We start from the raw sequence: 20,322 nt of genomic DNA on the forward strand, positions 1-20,322 counted from the left end.
ACCGGCGCCCCGGCGGGCGACGACTGCGGGGCAGGCTGCGCACCGGTATCCGGCACGCTTTGCGCCAGCGCGGGCGTGGCAAGACACGCCAGCGCGGTCCCCGTCAGCAGGGCCGTCGTCAGGCGCGCCATGGAAGTATCAGCGGCCTTAGCGGCAGTCGCAAATCGAGTCATCGACAAGGAGGTTCCCGTCCACTTGAATCCACACACCGGCCGGCCTCGGGGACGCGGCGGCGACTGCTCCTGTGGCAGTCCGCCCGCCCCCTGCACCAAGCGGGCCGCCCAATCAAGCGACGCGGCCACCCCGGTCCACGCCGCCAAGCCCCACGATCAGCTGCCGAAGACGGGCAGCGTCACCAGATCGTTCACCGTCACGAATACCATCAACGCCAGGACTACGGCGACCCCGGCCCGGTAGGCGATCTCGGTGCTGCGGGCGTCGAGCGGTTTGCGGCGGACCGCTTCGGCCGCGTAAAACGCCAGATGCCCACCGTCGAGCGCGGGAATTGGCAGGAGGTTGATGAATGCCAAGTTAAGCGAGATCAGCGCCGCAAAGTTGATGAACGCCAACGGCCCCATGCTGAGCTGCTCGCCCGAAAACTTGGCGATCTTGATCGGCCCGCCGAGTTCCTGGACGGACCGTTCGCCGGTGAAGATCTGTCCGATCCCGGTCACCAGCATCTTCACCAGCGCAGCCGACTGATCGACCGCCAGCCGCGCCGCTTCGAGCGGGCCGACCGGGGTGAACGACATCTGCGAGGACGTGACGCCGAGCCGCCCGACACGCGAACTGTTGCCAAAACGATCACTCTCGACACTGGCCCCGATGGTGACGGGAACGCGCAAGGCCTCGCCCTCGCGTTCGATCGAAAGGACGATGCGGCGTTCGGGATACATCAGGACGCGGTCCTGGATATCCTGGAACCGGGGTGTCGGCTCGCCGTCGATCGCAACGATCCTGTCACCCTCGCGCAGGCCCGCGGTCTGTGCGGCCGAGTTCTCGGCAAATCCGGTGACGACATTGGACTGGGCCGGATCGGCGGTGCCGGGCGCACCATAGGTCATGAAAAAGGCGGCGAAGATGCCCAGGGTAACCAGGATATTGGTCGCCGGCCCGGCGAAGACGATGAGCGCCCGTTTCCACAAGGCGGCATGGTGGAAATTGCCTGCCCGTTCCGCGGGCGGGGTCCGCGCGATCGCCGCGCGGTCGGGAATGCTGGCGGGATTCATGTCGCCCTTGAACTGGACATAGCCGCCAAGCGGGAGCGCGCTGAGTTTCCAGCGGGTACCGCGGCGATCGGTGAAACCGGCCAGTTCCTTGCCGAAGCCGACCGAGAAGGCTTCGGCATGAACCCCGAACCAGCGCCCGACGAGATAATGGCCAAGCTCATGCAAGGTGACCAGCGGCCCCAGCAACAGTGGGAAGCCGAGAATGTACATCCAGAAAGGGATCGATCCGTCCAAGTTCAGCGTACCTCCAGCCGTTCGCGCGCCATCGCCCGCGCCGCTTCGTCGATCATCAGCACATCGTCGAGCGTGCGGGGGGCCGGCGGAAGGTTGCCCGCTTCCAGAACGCTCCGCACCGATAGGGCGATCCGGCTGAACGCTATCTTGCCGGCGAGAAACGCTTCGACCGCGATCTCATTCGCGGCGTTGAGCACCGCCGGCGCTGCCCCGCCCGCCTCCGCGGCCTGCCGCGCAAGGGCGGTAGCGGGAAAGCGTGCCTCGTCCGGCTCGAAAAAGGTCAGTTCGCCTACAGCGGCAAGATCGAGCGGAGGCATCGGGGTTTCCATCCGTTCGGGCCAGGCGAGGCACGAGGCGATGGGCACGCGCATATCGCTCGGCCCGAGCTGCGCCAGCGTCGAGCCGTCGCGGTATTCGACCATCGAATGGATGACGCTTTGCGGGTGGACGAGAATGCGGATCCGTTCGAGCGGAATCGGGAACAGGTGATGCGCCTCGATCAGCTCGAGGCCCTTGTTGAACATGGTCGCACTGTCGACGCTGATCTTGGCGCCCATGTCCCAGTTGGGATGCGCGATGGCCTCGGCCGGAGTGGCAGCATCGAGCTGCGCGGGCGTCCACGTCCGCAACGGGCCGCCGCTCGCGGTCAGCGTGATGGATCGCACCTCGTCCAGCCGCCCGCCCTGCAGGCACTGGAAGATCGCGTTGTGCTCGCTGTCGACCGGGAGCAGGCGTGCCCCATGCCGCTCGACCGCGGCGGTCATCACCTCGCCAGCGGAGACCAGCGCCTCCTTGTTGGCGAGCGCGACGGTGCGACCCTGCTCGATCGCCGCCATGACCGGCGCCAGCCCCGCGCATCCGACGATCGCTGCCATGACGAGGTCCGCCGGACGCGCCGCCGCCTCGCACAGGGCCTCCCGGCCGGCGGCAGCCTCCACCCCGCTTCCGGCGAGCGCTTCCTTCAAGGCGGGGAATTGCGTCTCGTCCGCGATGACGGCGAGCCGCGCGCCGAATTCGCGGGCAAGCGAGGCCAGCTCCCCGGCCCGCGAGTGCGCGGTGAGCGCGCCGACCTGCCATTGCTCGCGATTGCGGCGAACCAGATCGAGCGTCGATGCACCGACCGAACCCGTCGCGCCGAGAATGGTGATCGTGCGGCTCATGGGTGCACCTTGAACCACAACAGGGCCGCCGCGATGCTGACCGGGATGAGACCGTCCACCCGATCAAAGACGCCGCCATGGCCGGGGATGAGGTTGGAGCTGTCCTTCATCTTCGCGCGCCGCTTGAGCCAGCTTTCGAAAAAGTCACCCATCTGAGCGAGGATGGCGAGCCCTGCTCCGGCGACGAGGGCAACCAGCCCCATTATAGAAAAGGCCCGGTCCCCCACATTGGAATAGAAGAACGCGAACGAGACCAGACCAGCCGCAAGCATTCCGCCGCCAAGCCCGGCCCAGGTCTTGGATGGACTGATCGATGGCGCGATCCGCGGCCCCCCGATCGTCCGCCCGCTGAAATAGGCCCCACTGTCGGTCGCGACCACGACCGCAAAGACGCCCAGGACAACGCCGACCGGAAGCTCTGCCAGCGACCACGCGGCCAGCCCGATGTATAGCGCAGCAAACGCCGTTCCCGCTGCGCGCCATGCCGCGGTGCGCGCCGCGCGCCAGACCAGCCGCACGAACTCCGCCAGGCAAGCGAGGGCGACAGAACCCACGAACAGGTCGAGCCAGACTCCGCCCGCCCACAGCGCCGCCCCGGCGACCACCAGCATGACCGCTGCCGATGCGACGCGGACCGGCAGGTCGGACGTGCGCACGGACAGCGGTACACGCATGACTCGCCGCGCCCGCCGCTTCAGGCGGTCACGCCGCCGATCGGGTGCAAGGCCGTTAGCGTCCGCCAAAGCGCCGTTCCCTGACCGCAAAATGCTCAAGGGCGTCCAGCAGATGGGCCGGGGTGAAATCGGGCCACAGAACATCGGTGAACAGCATCTCGGCATAGGCCGATTGCCACAGAAGGAAGTTCGACAGGCGCACTTCGCCGCTGGTCCGGATCAGCAGGTCGAGCGGGGGCAGATCGGCCGTGTAGAGGTGAGCGGCGAGCGAACGTTCCGTGATTTCGCCAGCTGCCGCCGCCTTGCGTGCCGCCTCGACGATCTCGGCCTGCGCGCCGTAATTCAACGCCACCGCAAGGGTTCGCGTGCCGTTTTCCGTCTGGCGCAGCGCGTCTTCGAGCATTTCGACGATATCGGGCGCAAGCGCCTGCCAGTTGCCGATAATCTTCAGCCGGACGTCATGCTCGATGAACTCGGGCAGGTCCGATTTGATGAACCGGCGCATCAGATCCATCAGGTCGTCGACCTCGTCCTCGGGTCGTTTCCAGTTTTCCGAACTGAACGCGTAGAGCGTGAGGCATTCGAGCTCGATCGTCTTCAACGCCCGGACCAGCGCCCGCACCGCCTCGACGCCCTTGCGATGCCCCATCGCGCGCGGAAGGTGCCGGCGCTTGGCCCAGCGGCCATTGCCGTCCATGATGATGGCAACATGGCGGGCGGCGCTCATCCGCGTACCTTCCAAGGCGCAAATCCGGCATCGCCATTCCGGCGGGCAAGGCCGCCGGTCGCAAGGGCCGACGCGGAATTCGCCTCCGGGCTGCACCCGGCAAGACCGGCCCCCCGCGTCACTGGGTGGTGATTTCCTGAATCTTCTTGGCCACGACCTCGTCGATTTCGGCAATGTGGCTATCGGTCAGCTTCTGCACCGCATCTTCGGAACGCTTGCGCTCGTCCTCGGAAATTTCCTTTTTCTTCTCGTCGTCCTTCAACGCCTCCATCCCGTCACGCCGGACGTTGCGGATGGCGATCTTGCCCTTCTCGCCGTATTCGCCGGCAAGCTTGGCCAGATCCTTGCGGCGCTCCTGCGTGAGATCGGGGATCGGCAGCCGCACGTTCTGACCGTCGATCATCGGGTTGAGGCCAAGGTTCGACTTGGCGATCCCCTTTTCGACCGCGGTCACATTCGCCTTGTCCCAGACCTGCACGCTCAGCATGCGCGGTTCGGGGGCGGACACGGTGGCGACCTGCGAGAGCGGCATCATCGCGCCATAGACTTCCACCACCACCGGGTCGAGCAGGCTGGTGTTCGCACGGCCGGTGCGCAGGCCGGCAAGATCGCCTCGCAGGCTTTCGACCGCGCCCTTCATCCGGCGCTCGATATCGGCCTTGTCGTATTTAGCCATGACGGGCTTTCCTCTTTCCTATTCGCCTGAACGGGTAACGATCGTCTGCGTCCCCTGGCCCGAAAGCACGCGGGCAAGGTTGCCCTTCTCGCGGATCGAGAACACGACGATCGGAATGTCGTTGTCGCGGCACAGGGCGACCGCGGTTGCATCCATCACCTTGAGATTGTCGGCCAGCACGCGGTCGTAGGTGACGGTGTCGAAGCGCCGGGCCTGCGGATTGTGCTTGGGATCGCTGTCGTAGACCCCGTCGACGCTGGTGCCCTTGAGCAGCGCATCGCAGCGCATCTCGGCCGCGCGCAGGGCCGCGCCGGTATCGGTCGTGAAATAGGGTGCGCCCACACCCGCGGCGAAGATCACGATCCGCCCCTTTTCAAGGTGCCGTTCGGCGCGCCTGCGAATGACCGGTTCGCACACCTGGTCCATCTGGATCGCCGACTGGACCCGCGTGGGCACCCCGATCTGTTCGAGCGCGCTCTGCATGGCGAGGGCGTTCTTTACCGTTGCCAGCATGCCCATGTAATCCGCCTGCGCCCGGTCCATCCCCTGCGCCGCGCCGGAAATACCGCGGAAGATGTTGCCCCCGCCGATGACGAGGCAGATCTGCAGCCCCGTGTCCTTCGCGGTCTTCACTTCCTTGGCCAGTTCGGTGACGAAGGCAGGATCGATTCCGAACGGCTGGTCACCCATCAGCACCTCGCCCGACAATTTCAACAGGACGCGGTTCATCGTGGGCAAGGTCATGGGAATGCGGGATCCGGGCTCGAAGGATGTGCCAGCCCCTTAGCCACGAAGCGGTGCGTTCGCAAAGGAGAAAGCCTGACGCGGCGCGCTCAGGCGTTGCCGACGACGAAGCAAGCTGCAGCTACCAGCAGCCCGGTCCAGCGGTTGGCGCGGAACCGGGCGAGAGGATTGGCCGGATCGCGCTCGTCCAGTGTGGTGACCTGCCAGGCGAGATGCCAGGCGGCGGGCATCAGGGCGACGAGGGCCACCCAATCCTCGCGGTACAGCCAGAAGGCAAGCGCCCACAGCCCTACAGCGCCGGTGTAGAACAGCGCGACACCGGATCGCACCTGCCGGCCCAATCGCAAGGCGGACGAGCGGATGCCGACCAGGGCATCGTCTTCACGGTCCTGCATCGCGTAGATGGTGTCATACCCCACCACCCACAGCGCGCTGCCCAGATACATGGCTGCCAGCGCATCCCAGTTATCGGCGCGCAGCTGCGTCCAGCCCACCAGCAGGCCCCAGCTGAAGACCAGCCCGAGCCACGCCTGCGGCCACCAGGTGATGCGCTTCATGAACGGATAGGCGGCAACCGCTAGCAGACTGCCCACCGCCACCATCTGCGCCAGGAGGCGCAGCTGCAGAAGCACCGCCAGCCCCACCAGCGACAGCGCGCCCAGCCAGGCCCAGGCAAGTGTCTTCGACACCCGCCCGCTCGCCACCGGGCGGCTGGCGGTGCGCGCGACCTGCCGGTCGAGCCGGGCATCGACGATATCGTTATAGACGCAGCCCGCGCCGCGCATGGCGATGCTGCCGGCGAGCATCAGGCCGAGCAGCGCCCACTGCCACCCCGCCCCCGTCAGCCAAACGCCCCAGACGCAGGGCCAGAACAACAGCCACCAACCGATCGGGCGATCGAACCGTGCCAGCAGCGCCAGGTCGCGCAGGCGCGGCGGCAGCAGCGCGACGAGCCCGCGGTGCTCGCTGTCGGGGACGATGCCGTCGCCGATATCGGCGGAGGAACGGGCGGGTCTGGTCATGGGCTTGCTTCCTAGTCGGAGCCCGGCCATCAGGAAAGCCATGCCCGCCACCCCCGCCTGGCCGCCGCGCAGCGCGCCGCGCCTGTTCGTCAGCGATCGGATCGAGCCAGGCACCCCGATCCGGATCGAGGGCAACCAGGCGCATTACCTGCTGCGCGTCATGCGGGTCGGGCCGTCCTCTCCCGTCATCCTGTGCGACGATCAGACGGGCGAATGGTCCGCGCTCGTCGTCGAGGCCGGCAAACGAGACCTCCTGCTCGAACCGGCCGAGCATCTGCGCCCGCGCGAAGCGGTGCCGGACCTGTGGCTGTGCCCCGCCTTGCTCAAGAAGGACCGGTTCGATCTGGTTCTCGAAAAGGCGACCGAGCTTGGCGTCGCCCGGATCGCACCGGTGGTGACGCGCCGCTGCGTGGCCGACAGCCTCAATCCCGAACGCGCACGAACCATCGTGACCGAGGCGGCGGAACAATGCGCGCGCACCGCGCTGCCCCGGCTCGAAGCGGTCGTCCCGCTGGACCGGTTGCTGGCGGACTGGCCGGCGTCGCGCACGCTGTTCTTTGCCGATGAACAGGGGGGCACCCCCGCCGGTCCATCTTTCGCCGCGGCGCGCGTCACTCCGGCGGGGCTGTTGACCGGGCCGGAAGGGGGGTTCGACGAAGCGGAGCGCATGGCGATCCGCTCCCATCCCTGCGCGCAGCCGATCTCGCTCGGGCCGCGCATTCTGCGCGGCGAAACCGCGGCGATCGCGGCGATCGCGCTGTGGATGGGACTGGCCGGCGACTGGGGCGGCGGGGCGTGAACAATTCGCTTTCCACCGCGCGAGCGCTTTCCTAACGCGGCCGCAATGAGCACCCGCGAAACCTCCACCGCCGACGATCCGGTTATCGACAGCTTCGACCAGCTGATTGCGCCGATGGCCCTCGGGGAGAAGCCGGAGGCGGCGTGGCGCATCGGGACCGAACACGAAAAGCTGGTCTTCCGTACCGCCGATCACCGCGCGCCGACCTATGACGAGCCCGGCGGGATCCGCGACCTGCTGCTGGGATTGCAGGAGTTCGGGTGGAGCCCGGTCGAGGAAGGCGGCAAGGTCATCGCGATGCGCGGGGCGGACGGCACCGTCAGTCTCGAACCCGCCGGCCAGCTAGAGCTTTCCGGCGCGCCGCTCGAGAACCTGCACCAGACCTGCGCCGAAACCGGGCGCCATCTGGCGCAGGTCAAAGCGGTGGGCGAGAGGCTGGGTCTCGGCTTTCTCGGTCTCGGCATGTGGCCCGACAAGCGCCGGGACGAACTGCCCGTGATGCCCAAGGGCCGCTATGAAATCATGCGTCATCACATGCCGCGGGTGGGAAGCCTGGGGCTGGACATGATGCTGCGGACCTGCACGATCCAGGTCAACCTCGACTATTCGAGCGAAGCCGACATGGTGCGCAAGTTCCGCGTGGGCCTCGCGCTCCAGCCACTGGCGACGGCGCTGTTTGCCAATTCGCCCTTCACCGAAGGGCAACCCAACGGTTTCCTCTCGTTTCGAAGCCATATCTGGAGCGATACCGACCCCCAGCGCACTGGAATGCTGCCGTTCGTCTTCGAGGACGGCTTCGGGTATCAGCGATGGGCGGACTACATCCTCGACGTGCCGATGTACTTCGTGTTCCGCGACGGGCGGTATATCGACGCTGCCGGCCTCAGCTTTCGCGATTTTCTGGACGGACGGCTGGCGGTGCTGCCTGGCGAACGACCGCGGCAGAGCGACTGGTGGGATCATCTGTCGACCGCCTTCCCCGAGGTGCGCCTGAAAAGCTTTCTCGAGATGCGCGGTGCGGACGGCGGGCCGTGGAGTCGGATCTGTGCCTTACCAGCGTTCTGGGTCGGGCTGCTTTATGATCAGCAGGCGCTCGATGCGGCCTGGGATCTGGTCAAGGACTGGTCGATGGAGGAACGCGAGACGCTACGTAGTTCTGTCCCCCGCCACGCGCTCGATGCGCGCGTGCCGGACGGCCGGAGTCTGGGCGAGTTTGCGCGCGAGGTCATGGCCATCGCGCGCGCCGGGCTGACGGCGCGAAACCGCCTCAATGCGAGCGGCGATAACGAGACCGGCTTTCTCGAGACCCTCGACGAGATCGTCGCTTCGGGCAGGCCGCCGGCACAGGTCCTGCTCGACCGCTATGCCGGCGAATGGCAGGGCGATATCGCCCAGGTTTACCGGGACGCCTTCTGACTGGCCCCGGCCGCCTTAGCGAAAGGCGGTTATCCGGCCCGAATCATCCATCACATACAGCGTATTGTCGGCCACAACCGGCGCGAGGCTGATCGGCTGATCGAGCGTGGTGAACAGGCTCGCCGAGCCCTCTTCGGTCCCTACCCGGTAAACCTGCCCCAGCGAGTTCACCAGCCACAGCTGCCCCCCCGCAAGCACCGGACCGCGCCAGTAGATCGCGCCCTTCTTGTCCTCGGCATTGCGATATTGCGGCAACTGGGTCAGCCAGCGAACCTTTCCGGTCTCGCGCGCGATTGCCAGCAGGCGGCCGTCATCGGTCAGCACGAAGATCCAGTTGCCGGCGACCGCCGGGGTCGAAATGCCGGCCAGGCTCAGTTCCCAGATGCGCTGTCCGCTCAGGAGCTCGTAGGCGGCCATGCGTCCACCCTGCCCCAGCGCATAGACCCGGCCGTTATCGATGATCGGATCGGCGTCGATATCGTTGAGCGTGCCGACCTGGGTCGAGATCGAGGTCTGTGCCAGCGCATCGGCCCACAGGTTACGCCCATTCTCGTAGCGATAGGCGACCAGCTCGCCCGAGGTATAACCGGCAACCACGGTGCCCTGCCCGGCCGCCGGCGCCGCGACCCCGAATACCCCGGCCTGCGTGGTCGAGCCGGATTCCTGCCAGTTGACCTCGCCATTCGCGGCGTTGAGCGCGAATAGCTGATTGTCCTGCGTCATCACAAAGACGTTGTCGAACGCGATCGTCGGTGCACCGCGCAAGGGGCCGGCGGGTTTCACTTTCCACAATTGCGCACCGGTTTCGGCATTGAGGGCATAGACGTTGCCGACCCCGTCGGTGCCATACAGCGTGCCGCCGTCATAGCTGACGCCGCCACCGAAGGCCGAGGGGCGCAGATCTTCGGAAAGATCGGCCTGATAGGCCCAGACCGATGCGCCGGTCGCCGCGTCGAAGGCGCTTACCCGGCCATCGGTCCCGACGACATATAGCCGCCCACCGCCCACCACGGGTGCCGCCGCCAGCCGCCGCTGCTTGCTGCTGCCGGCAACATTGACGCTGAACGCCCGCGCGGGGTTCTGGGCCAGGGCGGGATGGCCATAGCTCTTGCTGGCAGTGCCGCCGGTCTGCGCCCAGCTGGGGTTCGGCTGGGCCGCCGGCAATGTCACCGCGACACCGGCAAGGGCGGGATCGACCTTCGCGCCGCTTTCGATGCGCGAGAGGATCGGCTCGCGTTCCCCGATGGTCGGCGTGGTCTTCTTGTCGCCGCCGCCGAACAGTCCTCCGGCGCAGGCCGAAAGACCGAGCGCGAGCGCACTGGTCAGCATGAACCGCAAGGCGGGGCGGATGGTCGTCTCGGTCATCGGGCTGATCTCATTCCGTTTCGGGCGACGCGGCGGCGGCCCCGTCTGTTTGCGGCGCGGGCTGCACGCCCTGCGCTTCGAGTACCTCGCGCACGTCATCGACCGCATCGACACCAAGGATGCCCGCCATGTTGAGCATTCGCGAGCGCGCACTCTGCGGCGTGTCGGGATCCTTGGCGATCTGCGCGAACAGGGTTCCCGCCTCGGCCCGCTGCCCCTGCGCAAGATAGGCATGGGCGACCAGTTCGCCGGCACCGGCGAAATATGGCCGGCCCGGCACGGCCAGGGGCTTGAGCGCGGCGATGACGTCGGCCGGTTTCATGCTGTCATAGCGGGTGGCCACCTCGCGGATGCGGGCGACATCGCGCAGCGCCTGCGGTGCGCCAGCGTCACTCGCAACCTCGGCGAACAGGCGGGCCGCCCCGGCGGCGTCGCCGCGCTCTGCGGCAAGCCCGCCGCGCAGCAAGCGGGCGGCCGCCCCCGTGGCGGTGTTATCTTCGGCGGAAAGCGCGGTCAGCCGCTGATCCGCGGCTGGCAGATTGCCGGCCTGGATCTGGTCGAGCGCGGTAATCAGGACCTCGGCATCCTTCTCGCGCGCGACGTTCTGGCGATGCTGCCAGAACAGGTAGGCCGCGAAGGCCAGCAGCAGGACGACCAGCAAGGCGAGCAGCGGCTTGCCGTAACGGGCGATGAAACTGTCGAGATCGCTCCGGCGGACCGCGTCGTCGACTTCCTGCAACAGCGCGTTCTGCTGCGCCGCGTCTGCCCGGGCGCGCTTTTCGTCGGAGGTCAGGGCAGGTGTCGGTGTGCGGGCCACTGCGGGCGGGCTCCCATCGTGTCGGTTGCGTATGCGGCGCGTCTTTAGGCAGGCCGCGCGGCAAGGGCAATGGCCGCGCAGCCGTGGCCGGATGCCTGTCCCCCGGCGGGTGAACCTTCGCTTAAACCGGGCATGATCAGATCTCGCGCCGCATCGCGCTGGCGAACAGGCGGGCAAGGGTCGAGGTAATCCGCTCCGGGTCGAACTGTTCGATCGCCTGGCGGCGGTTGGCATCGCCCAGCCGTTCGCGCAGTGCCTTGTCCGCGGCGAGCTTGCACAACATGGCGGCCAGCTCGTCCTCGTTGCCGGGTGCGCCCAGCAGTTCGTCGTTGTCCGGGGCGAGGGTTTTGGCGATGCCGGGGGTGCGCATGGCCGCCACCGGCATCCCGGCGGCCATCGCCTTTGTCAGAGCGAGCGGCACCGGAATCTCGTCCGAGGTCTGGGCGAAGATGTCGAACAGACCGATCGCCCGGTCCGGATCGCGCCCCGGGCCGGGAAGATGCACCCGGTCGTTGATCTGAAGCCGATCGGCTTCCGCCTCGATGGCCTGGCGCGCCGCGCCTTCGCCCAGGATGACCAGCTGCCAGGCAGGGTCGGCAATCGCGGCAAAGGCCCGCACGAGGGCCGGGAGGCTGTCAGTGCGATCGAAGTCTGCGACCGCACCAATCCAGCGTTCACCAGGGCGCTTGATCAGCCTGAGGGCATCGGGCTTGGTCTTCATCGCCTGCAATTTGGTATCGATCGGAAACGGGATATGTTTCACCCGCCCCAGCGGCTGCTGCCAATCGATCAGCGCGATTTCTTCCAGCCGTTCGAGCGGGACGACCAGCCCTGCCGTCTTGCCCAGCGCGATGCGGCGATACCAGGTGCGCGAACGGCGCAGGCGGTCGAAGCTTTCGTCACCGAGGTCGTCCTCGAAATGGATCAGCGGGGGGAGGCCGAACGCATCCTTGAACAGCGTTGCCGCCATCGCCGCGTCGAGCGCGCCATAGTTGTACGACAGCACCAGATCGTAGGGCTGCATCGCCCGGGCGATCCGCGCAAGCCGACCGGGCAGCGGCCGGCCTTCGAGCGACGGGAATGCCGGCGACAGGTCGAGATCTATGCCTTTGCCGAAGTCGCGCGGTCCGATGTCGGCGCCATCCTCGGCGAGCACCACCGAATGGCGCAATCGGGAACCGAAGCCGCGCACGATATCGGGCAGGCGCCGCACCTCGCCCGCCGGACCGAGCCCCGAATAGACATGGAGCACATGCGGCGCGGCGCCGGTCTTCCGGGTGTTCATCCGACGCGGGCGAGCAGCGCGTCGATGGCGGCGCGGGCTTCGGGCTCGTCAAGCGTCGGGGCATGGCCGACGCCCGGCACGGTCACTGCATCGGCGCCCGGTGCGCGGGCCTGCATCTCGGCAAAGGTCTCTTCGCTGAGGAGGCCCGACAGGGCACCGCGGACCAGCAACAGCGGCACAGCAGCCAGCGCATCGAACGCCGGCCACAGGTCGGGCGGCACCGCGTTCTCGTCGGCGGCCATGATCGGTTCGGCGATCTTCATGTCGTAATCGAAGGCGATGCGCCCGTTGTTGCACAGCGTCATCGTGCGCTTGGCCAAGCCGATCCAGTCTTCGGTGGCATAGCCCGGGTGGGCCGCGCCGTGCGTTTCTTCCAGCGCACGGGCAGCGTGCATCCAGGTCGAGAAACTGCGCCCCTGCCCCAGATAGCCACGGATATGCGTAAGGCCGTCGGCCTGCACGATCGGGCCGATATCGTTGAGCAACGCACCGGCGATCCGCCCGGGCCATGCCTGCGCCATCGCCATCGTCATCAATCCGCCCATCGAGGTGCCGATGGAAACGAAGCGATCGATGCCTTCCTGCTCCAGCAGCGCAGCCAGATCGGCGATATAGGTCGGAACCGCATAGCTGGAACTGTCTTCGGCATAGGCGCTATGGCCCCGCCCGCGCATTTCGGGGACGATCACCCGCCACCCCTGCTGCGCAATATGCGGCGCCAGCAATTCGAAATCGCGGCTGTTGCGGGTGAGGCCGTGGAGGCAGATGACCGGCGGACGGGACGCGGCCTCGGCGGTGCCCCGATAGTCGCGGAAATACAGCTCTAGCCCGTCCGCGCTGGTCCAGCGGGCGTCCTTGTAAGGGTTATCCATTCCCGCTCGGTAGCGAAGGCCGCGAGGAATTTCGAGCCGCGACTTGCATGCCGCCGCTCACCGCCCCATCCCGGTGCAATGCCGATTGCCCCTGCGCCCTCGTCCTATCAGCCCGAAACGCCGATTACGGCGCTGGCCGAATGGCTGGGCGACCCGGTCGACGCGGCGCGGTTTCCCGAAACGCGAGTGCGCTTTCGCAACGATCGCTGGGCGGCGGCGGTGGGTCTGAGCGATCTGACCGACGAAAGATGGCAAGCGCATTTCGGGCGGTTCGAACCCTTGCCCGATAATTTGCTCCGGCCGCTTGCGCTGCGCTATCACGGCCATCAGTTCCGGGTCTACAATCCCGAAATCGGCGACGGCCGCGGCTTCCTGTTCGCGCAGATGCGGGACGGCGCCGGCCGGCTGCTCGACCTTGGCACCAAGGGATCGGGCCAGACTCCGTGGAGCCGTGCCGGCGATGGCCGTCTGACCTTGAAAGGTGCCGTGCGCGAAATCCTCGCGACCGAAATGCTCGAGGCGCTGGGTGTCTACACATCGAAGACGTTTTCCGTCGTCGAGACGGGCGAGGCTCTGTGGCGGGGGGACGAACCCTCGCCCACCCGTTCCGCCGTTCTCACCCGGCTCAGCCACGGACATATCCGCATCGGCACATTTCAGCGGCTGCTGGCGCTGGACCAGCGCGATGAGATGGACGCGCTGGTCGATTATTGCCTTACCCGGTTTCCCGGTCCGCCGCCCCCGGACGACGCGCCGGCGCGCGAGCAGCCGGCGGTGCGGTTGATGCATCTGGTGGTCGAACGGCTGGCCGATCTTGCAGCGAGCTGGATGGTCGCCGGCTTCGTCCACGGCGTTCTCAATACCGACAACATGAACATCAGCGGCGAAAGTTTCGATTACGGGCCGTGGCGCTTCTTGCCGCGGTGGCAGCCGGGGTTCACCGCGGCCTACTTCGACCATGCGGGTCTCTATGCCTTTGGCCGCCAGCCGGAAGCGCTGCACTGGAATTGTGCCCAGCTCGCGCTTGCCCTGCGCTTGCTGGCCGACGCGCCGCCGCTGATCGCGGCACTGGAACGGTTCGGTCCGCTGTATACCGCCGCTCTCGGGCGCAGATGGTGCTGGCGTCTGGGTGTCGCGACGAAAGGGCCGGAGGCTGACGCCGAACTTGTCGCGGCCTCCGAGCGATTGCTGACCCGCAGCGAGGATCCGCCGGACCGCTTCTTCCACGCGCATCGCGGCGGCCGGGATGCGCCCGCTGAAATTGCGGCCCTTCTCGCCGATCGCGATCGGGCCGACAGCAGCCATGCCTACTGGAGCGACGAACGCCCGCAAACGATGGTGATCGAGGAGGTCGAAAGCCTGTGGCAACCGATTGCCGAGCACGACGATTGGGATCCGCTGACACGCAAGATCGCCGCAATCCGGCGGATGGGCGAGGCACATGGACCGGCGCCCGTGCCGTCCGGCCACTCTCCGTCCGGTTGACGCGCCGTTCAATAGGGCACACAGCGCCCTCGCCCCCGGAGGGGGAATGCAGTCCTACCGACAGATCGCCAGCAAGGGGCCAGGTTAACGTGTCGCAATCCGAACTCGTCTCGTTCGAACCCGCTACCGGCAACGAAGTGTGGCGGGGCCATGCCGGCAATGTCGAAGAGGCGGTCGAACGGGCGGTGGATGCGAAACGCGGCTGGGCTCAGCAACCGCTCGGCCAGCGCATCGAACTGGTGCGGCGATTTGCCAATCAGGTGCGCAAGCAGGCCGAGCCCTTCGCCGAACTGATCGCGCGCGAAACCGGCAAGCCCTTGTGGGAAGCGCGCACCGAAGTCGAGGCGGTGATCGGCAAGGTCGAAATCTCGATCAGTGCCTATGCCGACCGCACCGGACAGAAGAAGCTCAACAGTGCGCTGCAGGGGACGGCGGCCCTGCGCCACAAGCCGCACGGGGTGATGGCGGTGCTCGGCCCCTACAACTTCCCCGCGCACCTGCCCAACGGCCATATCGTACCGGCCCTGATCGCCGGTAATGTCGTCATCTTCAAGCCGAGCGAGAAGACCCCCGCGGTAGGCGAGTTTCTGGTCCGCTGTTTCCACAAGGCCGGGATGCCGGAAAATGTCATCCAATGCCTGCATGGCGGGCCCGAGGAAGGCAAGGCGCTGGTCGAGCACTGGATGGTCAACGGCGTGCTGTTCACCGGATCCGCGCGTGCCGGTATCGCCATCAATCGCAAGCTGGCCGCCGATCCGGGCAAGATCGTGGCGCTGGAGATGGGGGGCAACAACCCCATCGTCGTCATCGACACGCCCAAGATCGACGATGCTGCCGTCACCATCATCCAGTCCGCCTTTACCACCGCTGGCCAGCGATGCAGTGCCGCCCGGCGGCTGGTTGTGGTGGATTCGATGTACGACCGGATCGTGCCGGCAGTGAAGAAGCTCGCTGAACGACTGATCGTGGACCAGCCCTTCGCCGACCCCCAGCCCTATATGGGTCCGGTGATCGACAACCAGACGGCCGACCTCCTCTCGGAAAGCTTTGTCGCGCTGATGAGCCGTGGCGGCAAGCCGATCCTGCATATGAAGCGCCCGCACGAGAACCTGCCGTTCCTCACCCCCGCCCTTATCGACGCGACCGAGATGGACGAGCGCCCCGATATCGAATTGTTCGGTCCACTGCTCCAAGTCATCCGCGTCGCCGATTTCAACGAGGCGATCATGGAGGCGAACAACACCCGTTATGGCCTCGCCGCATCGTTGATCGGGGGTGGCCCGCAAGACTTCGAACTGTTCTGGAACGAAGCGCGGGCCGGCATCGTCAACTGGAACCGGCCGACCAACGGGGCCTCGTCAGCCGCCCCCTTCGGCGGCGTCGGACTGTCGGGAAACCATCGCCCGGCCGCCTATTATGCGGCCGACTATTGCGCCTATCCGGTCGCCAGCACCGAAATGGAACAACCCCGCGCCAGCCTCGGCGTAGGCGTGCGCGACAGCTGATTGGCGAACAGGCGCCGTCCTGCCCCGTGTGGGGAGGACGGCGCCTCACGATCCGGGAGGATCGCGCTGTCAACCGCGGGTGGGCGCGGCGTCGAGCTGGTCGTCAGATAAGCGCTGCATCTCAGGCATTCAGCTTTAGACAAAGAAAACTGAACCAGCCGCAACTCGATTGTCAGGGAAAGTTCTGGGACTTTGAGGGCATCGGCGCACCGAATGCCTTGCCGGCATGAGGCACCAGGCCTACTGCGCGCCGCTTCATGTCCGACCCCCAAACAACCGATTCACGCAGCGGCCTAGCGGCGGCGTTTGGCGCCTACCTGATCTGGGGGTTCCTGCCGCTCTACCTGCTGCTGGTGCGGGAAGTCCCCGCCTTCGAATTCGTCGCCTGGCGGATCGTCTGGACCTTGCCGATCTGCCTCGTCATCGTGGCGGTGCGCAAGCAGGGAGCGGACGTGGCGCAAGCCCTGCGCAATCCGCGTGCGCTCGGCTGGCTGGCGGTCAGCGCCATGCTGATCGCCGTCAACTGGGTAGTCTATGTCTGGGCCATCCAGCAGGGCAACATCTTCGCCGCGAGCCTCGGCTATTACATCAACCCGCTGGTCAACGTCCTGCTTGGCACGGTCTTCCTCGGCGAACGGCTGAGCCGGCTGCAATGGGTGGCTGTGGCAGTCGCGGCCGTGGGCGTCTCGCTGCTCGCGGGCGGGGCCCTGACGACGCTGTGGATCAGCCTGACGCTGGCCTTGTCCTTCGGCGCCTACGGACTTGTTCGCAAGCAGGTGCCGGTCGGTTCGCTGCCCGGGCTGACGCTGGAATCCGCGCTATTGCTGGTCCCGTCCATTGCCGTAACCTATCATTACGCCGGCACTGCCGCGGGCTCGTCCTTCATGGTTTCCCCCGCTCTCAGCCTGGCGATCGTGCTGGGCGGGTTCCTGACCGCGATCCCCTTGCTGATGTTCGCCGTCGCCGCGCGGCGGATGCCCTATTCGACGCTTGGCTTCGTGCAGTTCCTGGCGCCCAGCATCGTCTTCATCCTCGGGCTGACGGTGTTCCGGGAGCCGCTCCAACCCGTGCAGGCAGCATGCTTCGCCTGTATCTGGGCGGCGGCGGCGCTGTTCGTGTGGGATCTGGTCAGCCGGCGGCGATCAACCGCCAGCTGAGTTCCTCCCCGGCTTGGAACGGGACAATCGGCGCGCCCCCGCCATCCAGTTCGCCGGGCACCTGCACCCCGCCCCTTTCAAGCGTCACCGTTTCCTCGTTGACGGGCAAACGGTAGAAAGCGGGGCCGTTGAGCGAGGCGAAGGCCTCGAACCGATCAAGCGCGCCTTCTTCCTCGAACACGGCGAGATAGCTTTCGAGCGCATGGGGGGCGTTGAAGATCCCGGCGCAGCCGCATCCGCTTTCCTTGGCATCGCGAGGATGCGGAGCGCTGTCGGTCCCGAGGAAATACTTCGCCAACCCTGAGGTTGCCGCCTTGCGCAGCGCCAGTCGATGAACCTCACGCTTCGCCACCGGCAGGCAATACATGTGCGGGCGAATGCCCCCGGCAAGCATCGCGTTGCGATTGATGTGCAGGTGCTGCGGGGTGATCGTGGCCGCGACCCCCTCGCCCGCGGCGTCGACGAACTGTGCCGCCTCTCGCGTGGTGATGTGCTCGAAGACGATGCGCAGGTCGGGCAGGCGGCGGGTAAGGGGTTCGAGCATGCGCTCGATGAACACGGCCTCGCGGTCGAAGATGTCGATTTCGGCGGAGGTCACTTCGCCGTGGACGCACAGCGGCATGCCGAGTTCCGCCATCCGCTCGAGCACCGGCATGATGCGGGCAATATCGGTCACGCCATGCGCGCTGTTGGTGGTAGCGCCGGCCGGATACAGCTTGGCCGCGGTCAACACCCCGTCGGCGAACCCGGCTGCAAGATCGCCCGGATCGGTGTGATCGGTCAGGTACAGCGTCATCAGGGGCGTGAATCGCATCCCTTGCGGCACTGCCGCCAGGATGCGCGATCGGTACGCGGCGGCAAGCGCGGTCGTCGTCACCGGGGGCGACAGGTTCGGCATGACGATCGCGCGCGCGAATTGGCGGGCGGTGTAGGGCACGACCGCGCGCAACGTCTCCCCATCGCGCAGGTGCACGTGCCAGTCATCGGGGCGGCGGATCGTCAGGCGTGTCATCGAGTGGCCGCATAGCGCGAGGCCCGCCCCCGCGCCAATCCCTTGACGTTCGGGCTGCGCCACCCGAGCTTGGACGTCATGACAGCAAGCCGCCTTGCCGCCCGCGCCCTCGTCCGCCTCGCACCTGAAGAACCGGGCGAGGATGTCGCTGGATTTCTGCAAGGCCTGGTGACCAACGACGTGACAGGCCCCCTGCCCGTCTATGCCGGGCTGTTGAGCCCACAGGGCAAGACCCTGTTCGATTTCATCGTCTGGTCCGGCGGTGATGACGGATCGCTCCTCATCGATTCCGAGGCGGCGGCGGCCGATGCGCTGATCCGGCGGCTATCGCTGTATCGGTTGCGGCGGCGCATCGCGATCGTGCCCGAACCGCGATTGGCGGTGCACTGGCAAACGCAGGACGTTGCCGGGGCCAGTCCCGATCCCCGCCTGCCGGAACTTGGCTGGCGCTGGCTCGCACCGGCTGCTGACGATGCGCACCAGGCCGATGCCGCCTATCTCGCTCACCGCCTCGCCCTCGGGGTACCGGAGGGTCAGGGCGAGACGGGGGACATCCTGTGGCTGGAGACGAATGCCGCGGAACTCGGCGGGGTCAGCTTTACCAAGGGATGCTATGTCGGGCAGGAGAATACGGCACGGATGAACTGGCGGCAGAAGGTCAATCGCCGGCTGGTGGTGGTCCCGCTGAGCGCGTCTGACGAGGGCCGGCGCAAGGCCGCCTATCCCGAACTCGGCCTTGCGGTCGATCACTTGCGGGTCGAGCAGATCGACGTGGCGACCGCGCCCCCCTGGCTGCAGAAGGCGCTTACCCAGCCGGATCGAGCGAGCTGAGCAGCATCCGCTCCGCCCGTTCCCGCGCGGCGGTTTCCGGCAGTCCGAGCGAGCGTGTCAGCGCGGAACCGATCAACGCGTCGCCCATCGCCATCAGCACCAGCGCCAGTGTTTCCTCGTGCACACGCAGCGGATTGCCGGCATGGTCTGCCTCACCCGGCGCGATCTCGTCCACCAGATCGTGGATCGTCTCGACGATCGGAGCCAGCGCGTCCTCATTGCCGGTCAGGATCATCCAGCTGGCGAGCGCGCCGGCACCCTCGCGGTCGAAGGCATCGAAGGCAAGGTCGACCACCTTTCGCGGGCTGCCGCTTCCCGCCTTGGTGGCGCGAACCGCATCGGCAATGGCGTTGCAGACATTCTCGGTCAGATAGCCGGCGAGCGCCTTTTGCAGCCCCGCGGCGGATCCGAAATGGTGAAGCAGGTTGGCGTGGGTCTTGCCGATGCGGGCCGATACCGCCTTCAGCGTTACGGCCTGGGGGCCCGCCTCGATCAGCAAGACACGCGCGGCCTCGAGCGCTGCATGACGCGATTCTTCGGGGCTCAGTCTCTTGCGGGTCGCCATAGGCGGCGCGGTAGCCGATCCGCACGCGCCCGCAAAGCCATGCGGAGCACGTGCGAAGGGACGCTCAGGCCGCCTGTGGCAGCTCCGCAGGCCCGTGGCTGCATACCAGCGGCAATTCGTACTCGGCCAGTTCCGCATGCGTGCCCCGTGCGGCGCTATGCCGCCGCAGGCGCCGCCCGGTGGGCCGGAACCCTGCCTTGCGCAGCACCTTGCCCGAGGCGGGATTGTCGAGAAAATGCCCCGCGACCAGTCGCCGGTGCCCCAGGATAGGTGCGAGCGCGACCAGCGCACGGGCCGCCTCGGTGGCGAAGCCGCGGCCCCACCAGGCGCGCGCTATCCAGTAGCCAATCTCGACCTCGCTATCGTCCTGTCCGAAGCCGACGCTGCCGATCACTCCTTCGCCGGGCAGATGAATGAGGAAGTGAGGCAGACGCGGGTCCTGCGGCCGACCGGCGAATCGCTCGGCATCGGCAAGGCCGTAGGGCCACGGCGCGGTGGCGAGGTTGCGGACGATCGCCTGCTCCCCGATACCTGCCGCGATGGCAGGCGCATCCTCGATCCAGGACGGCCTCAACAACAGGCGCTGCGTCTTGTGGAACATCACTTTTCTCCCCTTCGGCCGACGCTCCGGGGTCCTAATCCGGCTGCGTGACATTTGCGTGATGACGAAGGTTTTTCGCCGCTGCGATGAAGAGGGAGAAACGACAAGAGGGAGACGGGTCGGCCCCATCTCCCTCTTCGTCTGCC

The 20,322-nt window shown here is 67.0% G+C and carries 20 protein-coding genes; 6 read left to right on the forward strand and 14 right to left on the reverse strand.

Annotated elements, in window-relative coordinates; all coding sequences use genetic code 11:
* Positions 1-329 precede the first annotated feature (329 nt).
* From rseP to ubiA, 7 genes are all read right to left on the reverse strand, one after another.
* Positions 330-1,439, reverse strand: coding sequence for an RIP metalloprotease RseP (rseP, locus tag ACHFFA_RS02635; RefSeq protein ID WP_394269335.1), 1,110 nt, complete (start codon positions 1,437-1,439; stop codon positions 330-332).
* Between the two features lie 26 nt (positions 1,440-1,465).
* A complete protein-coding gene (locus ACHFFA_RS02640; protein ID WP_394269287.1) occupies positions 1,466-2,623 on the reverse strand; it encodes a 1-deoxy-D-xylulose-5-phosphate reductoisomerase in 1,158 nt (385 codons plus the stop codon).
* Positions 2,620-3,297 (reverse strand): phosphatidate cytidylyltransferase, encoded by a 678-nt coding sequence (locus ACHFFA_RS02645; protein WP_394269288.1) that lies wholly within the window; start codon positions 3,295-3,297, stop codon positions 2,620-2,622. The genes ACHFFA_RS02640 and ACHFFA_RS02645 overlap by 4 nt, the downstream gene beginning before the upstream one ends.
* 55 nt (positions 3,298-3,352) lie before the next feature.
* On the reverse strand, positions 3,353-4,024 hold the full coding sequence (uppS, locus tag ACHFFA_RS02650; RefSeq protein WP_394269289.1) for a polyprenyl diphosphate synthase: 672 nt from the start codon (positions 4,022-4,024) through the stop codon (positions 3,353-3,355).
* Positions 4,025-4,142: 118 nt separating this feature from the next.
* Entirely contained in the window at positions 4,143-4,700 is a 558-nt protein-coding gene (gene frr / locus ACHFFA_RS02655) for a ribosome recycling factor (RefSeq protein WP_394269290.1), read from the reverse strand.
* 18 nt (positions 4,701-4,718) lie between these two features.
* On the reverse strand, positions 4,719-5,444 hold the full coding sequence (gene pyrH / locus ACHFFA_RS02660; protein WP_394269291.1) for a UMP kinase: 726 nt from the start codon (positions 5,442-5,444) through the stop codon (positions 4,719-4,721).
* 89 nt (positions 5,445-5,533) lie between these two features.
* Positions 5,534-6,466, reverse strand: a complete 933-nt coding sequence (gene ubiA, locus ACHFFA_RS02665; protein WP_394269292.1) for a 4-hydroxybenzoate octaprenyltransferase — start codon at positions 6,464-6,466, stop codon at positions 5,534-5,536.
* Between the two features lie 40 nt (positions 6,467-6,506).
* On the opposite strand from ubiA, the gene ACHFFA_RS02670 reads away from it, so the two are divergent.
* Together ACHFFA_RS02670 and ACHFFA_RS02675 are read left to right on the forward strand one after the other, a co-directional pair.
* A complete protein-coding gene (locus ACHFFA_RS02670) occupies positions 6,507-7,265 on the forward strand; it encodes a 16S rRNA (uracil(1498)-N(3))-methyltransferase (RefSeq protein ID WP_394269293.1) in 759 nt (252 codons plus the stop codon).
* A 45-nt stretch (positions 7,266-7,310) separates the two neighbouring features.
* The gene (locus tag ACHFFA_RS02675) at positions 7,311-8,681 is read left to right on the forward strand and encodes a glutamate--cysteine ligase (RefSeq protein WP_394269294.1); all 1,371 of its coding nucleotides are present in this window, start codon (positions 7,311-7,313) and stop codon (positions 8,679-8,681) included.
* 15 nt (positions 8,682-8,696) lie between these two features.
* Here the strand turns inward: ACHFFA_RS02675 and ACHFFA_RS02680 are convergent, their stop codons facing one another.
* The 4 genes from ACHFFA_RS02680 to ACHFFA_RS02695 form a co-directional block, all read right to left on the reverse strand.
* Entirely contained in the window at positions 8,697-10,046 is a 1,350-nt protein-coding gene (locus ACHFFA_RS02680; RefSeq protein WP_394269295.1) for a PQQ-binding-like beta-propeller repeat protein, read from the reverse strand.
* 10 nt (positions 10,047-10,056) lie between these two features.
* Positions 10,057-10,863, reverse strand: a complete 807-nt coding sequence (locus ACHFFA_RS02685) for a tetratricopeptide repeat protein (RefSeq protein WP_394269296.1) — start codon at positions 10,861-10,863, stop codon at positions 10,057-10,059.
* A 136-nt stretch (positions 10,864-10,999) separates the two neighbouring features.
* Positions 11,000-12,148 (reverse strand): glycosyltransferase family 4 protein, encoded by a 1,149-nt coding sequence (locus ACHFFA_RS02690; RefSeq protein ID WP_394269297.1) that lies wholly within the window; start codon positions 12,146-12,148, stop codon positions 11,000-11,002.
* The gene (locus tag ACHFFA_RS02695) at positions 12,145-13,020 is read right to left on the reverse strand and encodes an alpha/beta fold hydrolase (RefSeq protein WP_394269298.1); all 876 of its coding nucleotides are present in this window, start codon (positions 13,018-13,020) and stop codon (positions 12,145-12,147) included. The genes ACHFFA_RS02690 and ACHFFA_RS02695 overlap by 4 nt, the downstream gene beginning before the upstream one ends.
* Positions 13,021-13,098: 78 nt before the next feature.
* On the opposite strand from ACHFFA_RS02695, the gene ACHFFA_RS02700 reads away from it, so the two are divergent.
* The 3 genes from ACHFFA_RS02700 (at position 13,099) to rarD (ending at position 17,167) form a co-directional block, all read left to right on the forward strand.
* Positions 13,099-14,505 (forward strand): protein adenylyltransferase SelO family protein, encoded by a 1,407-nt coding sequence (locus tag ACHFFA_RS02700; RefSeq protein ID WP_394269299.1) that lies wholly within the window; start codon positions 13,099-13,101, stop codon positions 14,503-14,505.
* Between the two features lie 89 nt (positions 14,506-14,594).
* A complete protein-coding gene (gene astD / locus ACHFFA_RS02705; RefSeq protein WP_394269300.1) occupies positions 14,595-16,010 on the forward strand; it encodes a succinylglutamate-semialdehyde dehydrogenase in 1,416 nt (471 codons plus the stop codon).
* A gap of 257 nt (positions 16,011-16,267) precedes the next feature.
* Complete coding sequence (rarD, locus tag ACHFFA_RS02710) at positions 16,268-17,167, forward strand: EamA family transporter RarD (RefSeq protein ID WP_394269301.1); 900 nt, start codon at positions 16,268-16,270, stop codon at positions 17,165-17,167.
* On the opposite strand, the gene pyrC is transcribed toward rarD, so the two are convergent.
* Entirely contained in the window at positions 17,139-18,179 is a 1,041-nt protein-coding gene (gene pyrC / locus ACHFFA_RS02715) for a dihydroorotase (protein ID WP_394269302.1), read from the reverse strand. The two genes, rarD and pyrC, sit on opposite strands and share 29 nt — an antisense overlap.
* A gap of 78 nt (positions 18,180-18,257) precedes the next feature.
* Between pyrC and ACHFFA_RS02720 the strand changes: the two genes are divergently transcribed.
* Entirely contained in the window at positions 18,258-19,010 is a 753-nt protein-coding gene (locus ACHFFA_RS02720) for a YgfZ/GcvT domain-containing protein (RefSeq protein ID WP_394269303.1), read from the forward strand.
* On the opposite strand, the gene ACHFFA_RS02725 is transcribed toward ACHFFA_RS02720, so the two are convergent.
* Positions 18,985-19,575, reverse strand: a complete 591-nt coding sequence (locus ACHFFA_RS02725) for a TetR/AcrR family transcriptional regulator (RefSeq protein WP_394269304.1) — start codon at positions 19,573-19,575, stop codon at positions 18,985-18,987. The genes ACHFFA_RS02720 and ACHFFA_RS02725 overlap by 26 nt on opposite strands.
* 64 nt (positions 19,576-19,639) lie before the next feature.
* Positions 19,640-20,176, reverse strand: coding sequence for a GNAT family N-acetyltransferase (locus tag ACHFFA_RS02730; RefSeq protein WP_394269305.1), 537 nt, complete (start codon positions 20,174-20,176; stop codon positions 19,640-19,642).
* Between the last annotated feature and the right edge of the window lie 146 nt (positions 20,177-20,322).

The organism is Qipengyuania sp. (assembly GCF_043423005.1).
Classification (GTDB): Bacteria; Pseudomonadota; Alphaproteobacteria; order Sphingomonadales; family Sphingomonadaceae; genus Qipengyuania.

Bases quoted from the DNA above. Each gene is read 5' to 3' on its own strand.
- ACHFFA_RS02645 (WP_394269288.1), bottom strand. From the start codon at position 3,297: ATGCGTGTACCGCTGTCCGTGCGCACGTCCGACCTGCCGGTCCGCGTC.
- uppS (WP_394269289.1), bottom strand. From the start codon at position 4,024: ATGAGCGCCGCCCGCCATGTTGCCATCATCATGGACGGCAATGGCCGC.
- rarD (WP_394269301.1), top strand. From the start codon at position 16,268: ATGTCCGACCCCCAAACAACCGATTCACGCAGCGGCCTAGCGGCGGCG.
- ACHFFA_RS02725 (WP_394269304.1), bottom strand. From the start codon at position 19,575: ATGGCGACCCGCAAGAGACTGAGCCCCGAAGAATCGCGTCATGCAGCG.
- ACHFFA_RS02720 (WP_394269303.1), top strand. From the start codon at position 18,258: ATGACAGCAAGCCGCCTTGCCGCCCGCGCCCTCGTCCGCCTCGCACCT.
- ACHFFA_RS02670 (WP_394269293.1), top strand. From the start codon at position 6,507: ATGCCCGCCACCCCCGCCTGGCCGCCGCGCAGCGCGCCGCGCCTGTTC.
- ACHFFA_RS02690 (WP_394269297.1), bottom strand. From the start codon at position 12,148: ATGAACACCCGGAAGACCGGCGCCGCGCCGCATGTGCTCCATGTCTAT.
- ACHFFA_RS02680 (WP_394269295.1), bottom strand. From the start codon at position 10,046: ATGACCGAGACGACCATCCGCCCCGCCTTGCGGTTCATGCTGACCAGT.
- pyrH (WP_394269291.1), bottom strand. From the start codon at position 5,444: ATGACCTTGCCCACGATGAACCGCGTCCTGTTGAAATTGTCGGGCGAG.
- ACHFFA_RS02700 (WP_394269299.1), top strand. From the start codon at position 13,099: ATGCCGATTGCCCCTGCGCCCTCGTCCTATCAGCCCGAAACGCCGATT.
- ACHFFA_RS02640 (WP_394269287.1), bottom strand. From the start codon at position 2,623: ATGAGCCGCACGATCACCATTCTCGGCGCGACGGGTTCGGTCGGTGCA.
- ACHFFA_RS02695 (WP_394269298.1), bottom strand. From the start codon at position 13,020: ATGGATAACCCTTACAAGGACGCCCGCTGGACCAGCGCGGACGGGCTA.
- ubiA (WP_394269292.1), bottom strand. From the start codon at position 6,466: ATGACCAGACCCGCCCGTTCCTCCGCCGATATCGGCGACGGCATCGTC.
- ACHFFA_RS02730 (WP_394269305.1), bottom strand. From the start codon at position 20,176: ATGTTCCACAAGACGCAGCGCCTGTTGTTGAGGCCGTCCTGGATCGAG.
- rseP (WP_394269335.1), bottom strand. From the start codon at position 1,439: ATGTACATTCTCGGCTTCCCACTGTTGCTGGGGCCGCTGGTCACCTTG.
- ACHFFA_RS02675 (WP_394269294.1), top strand. From the start codon at position 7,311: ATGAGCACCCGCGAAACCTCCACCGCCGACGATCCGGTTATCGACAGC.
- pyrC (WP_394269302.1), bottom strand. From the start codon at position 18,179: ATGACACGCCTGACGATCCGCCGCCCCGATGACTGGCACGTGCACCTG.
- frr (WP_394269290.1), bottom strand. From the start codon at position 4,700: ATGGCTAAATACGACAAGGCCGATATCGAGCGCCGGATGAAGGGCGCG.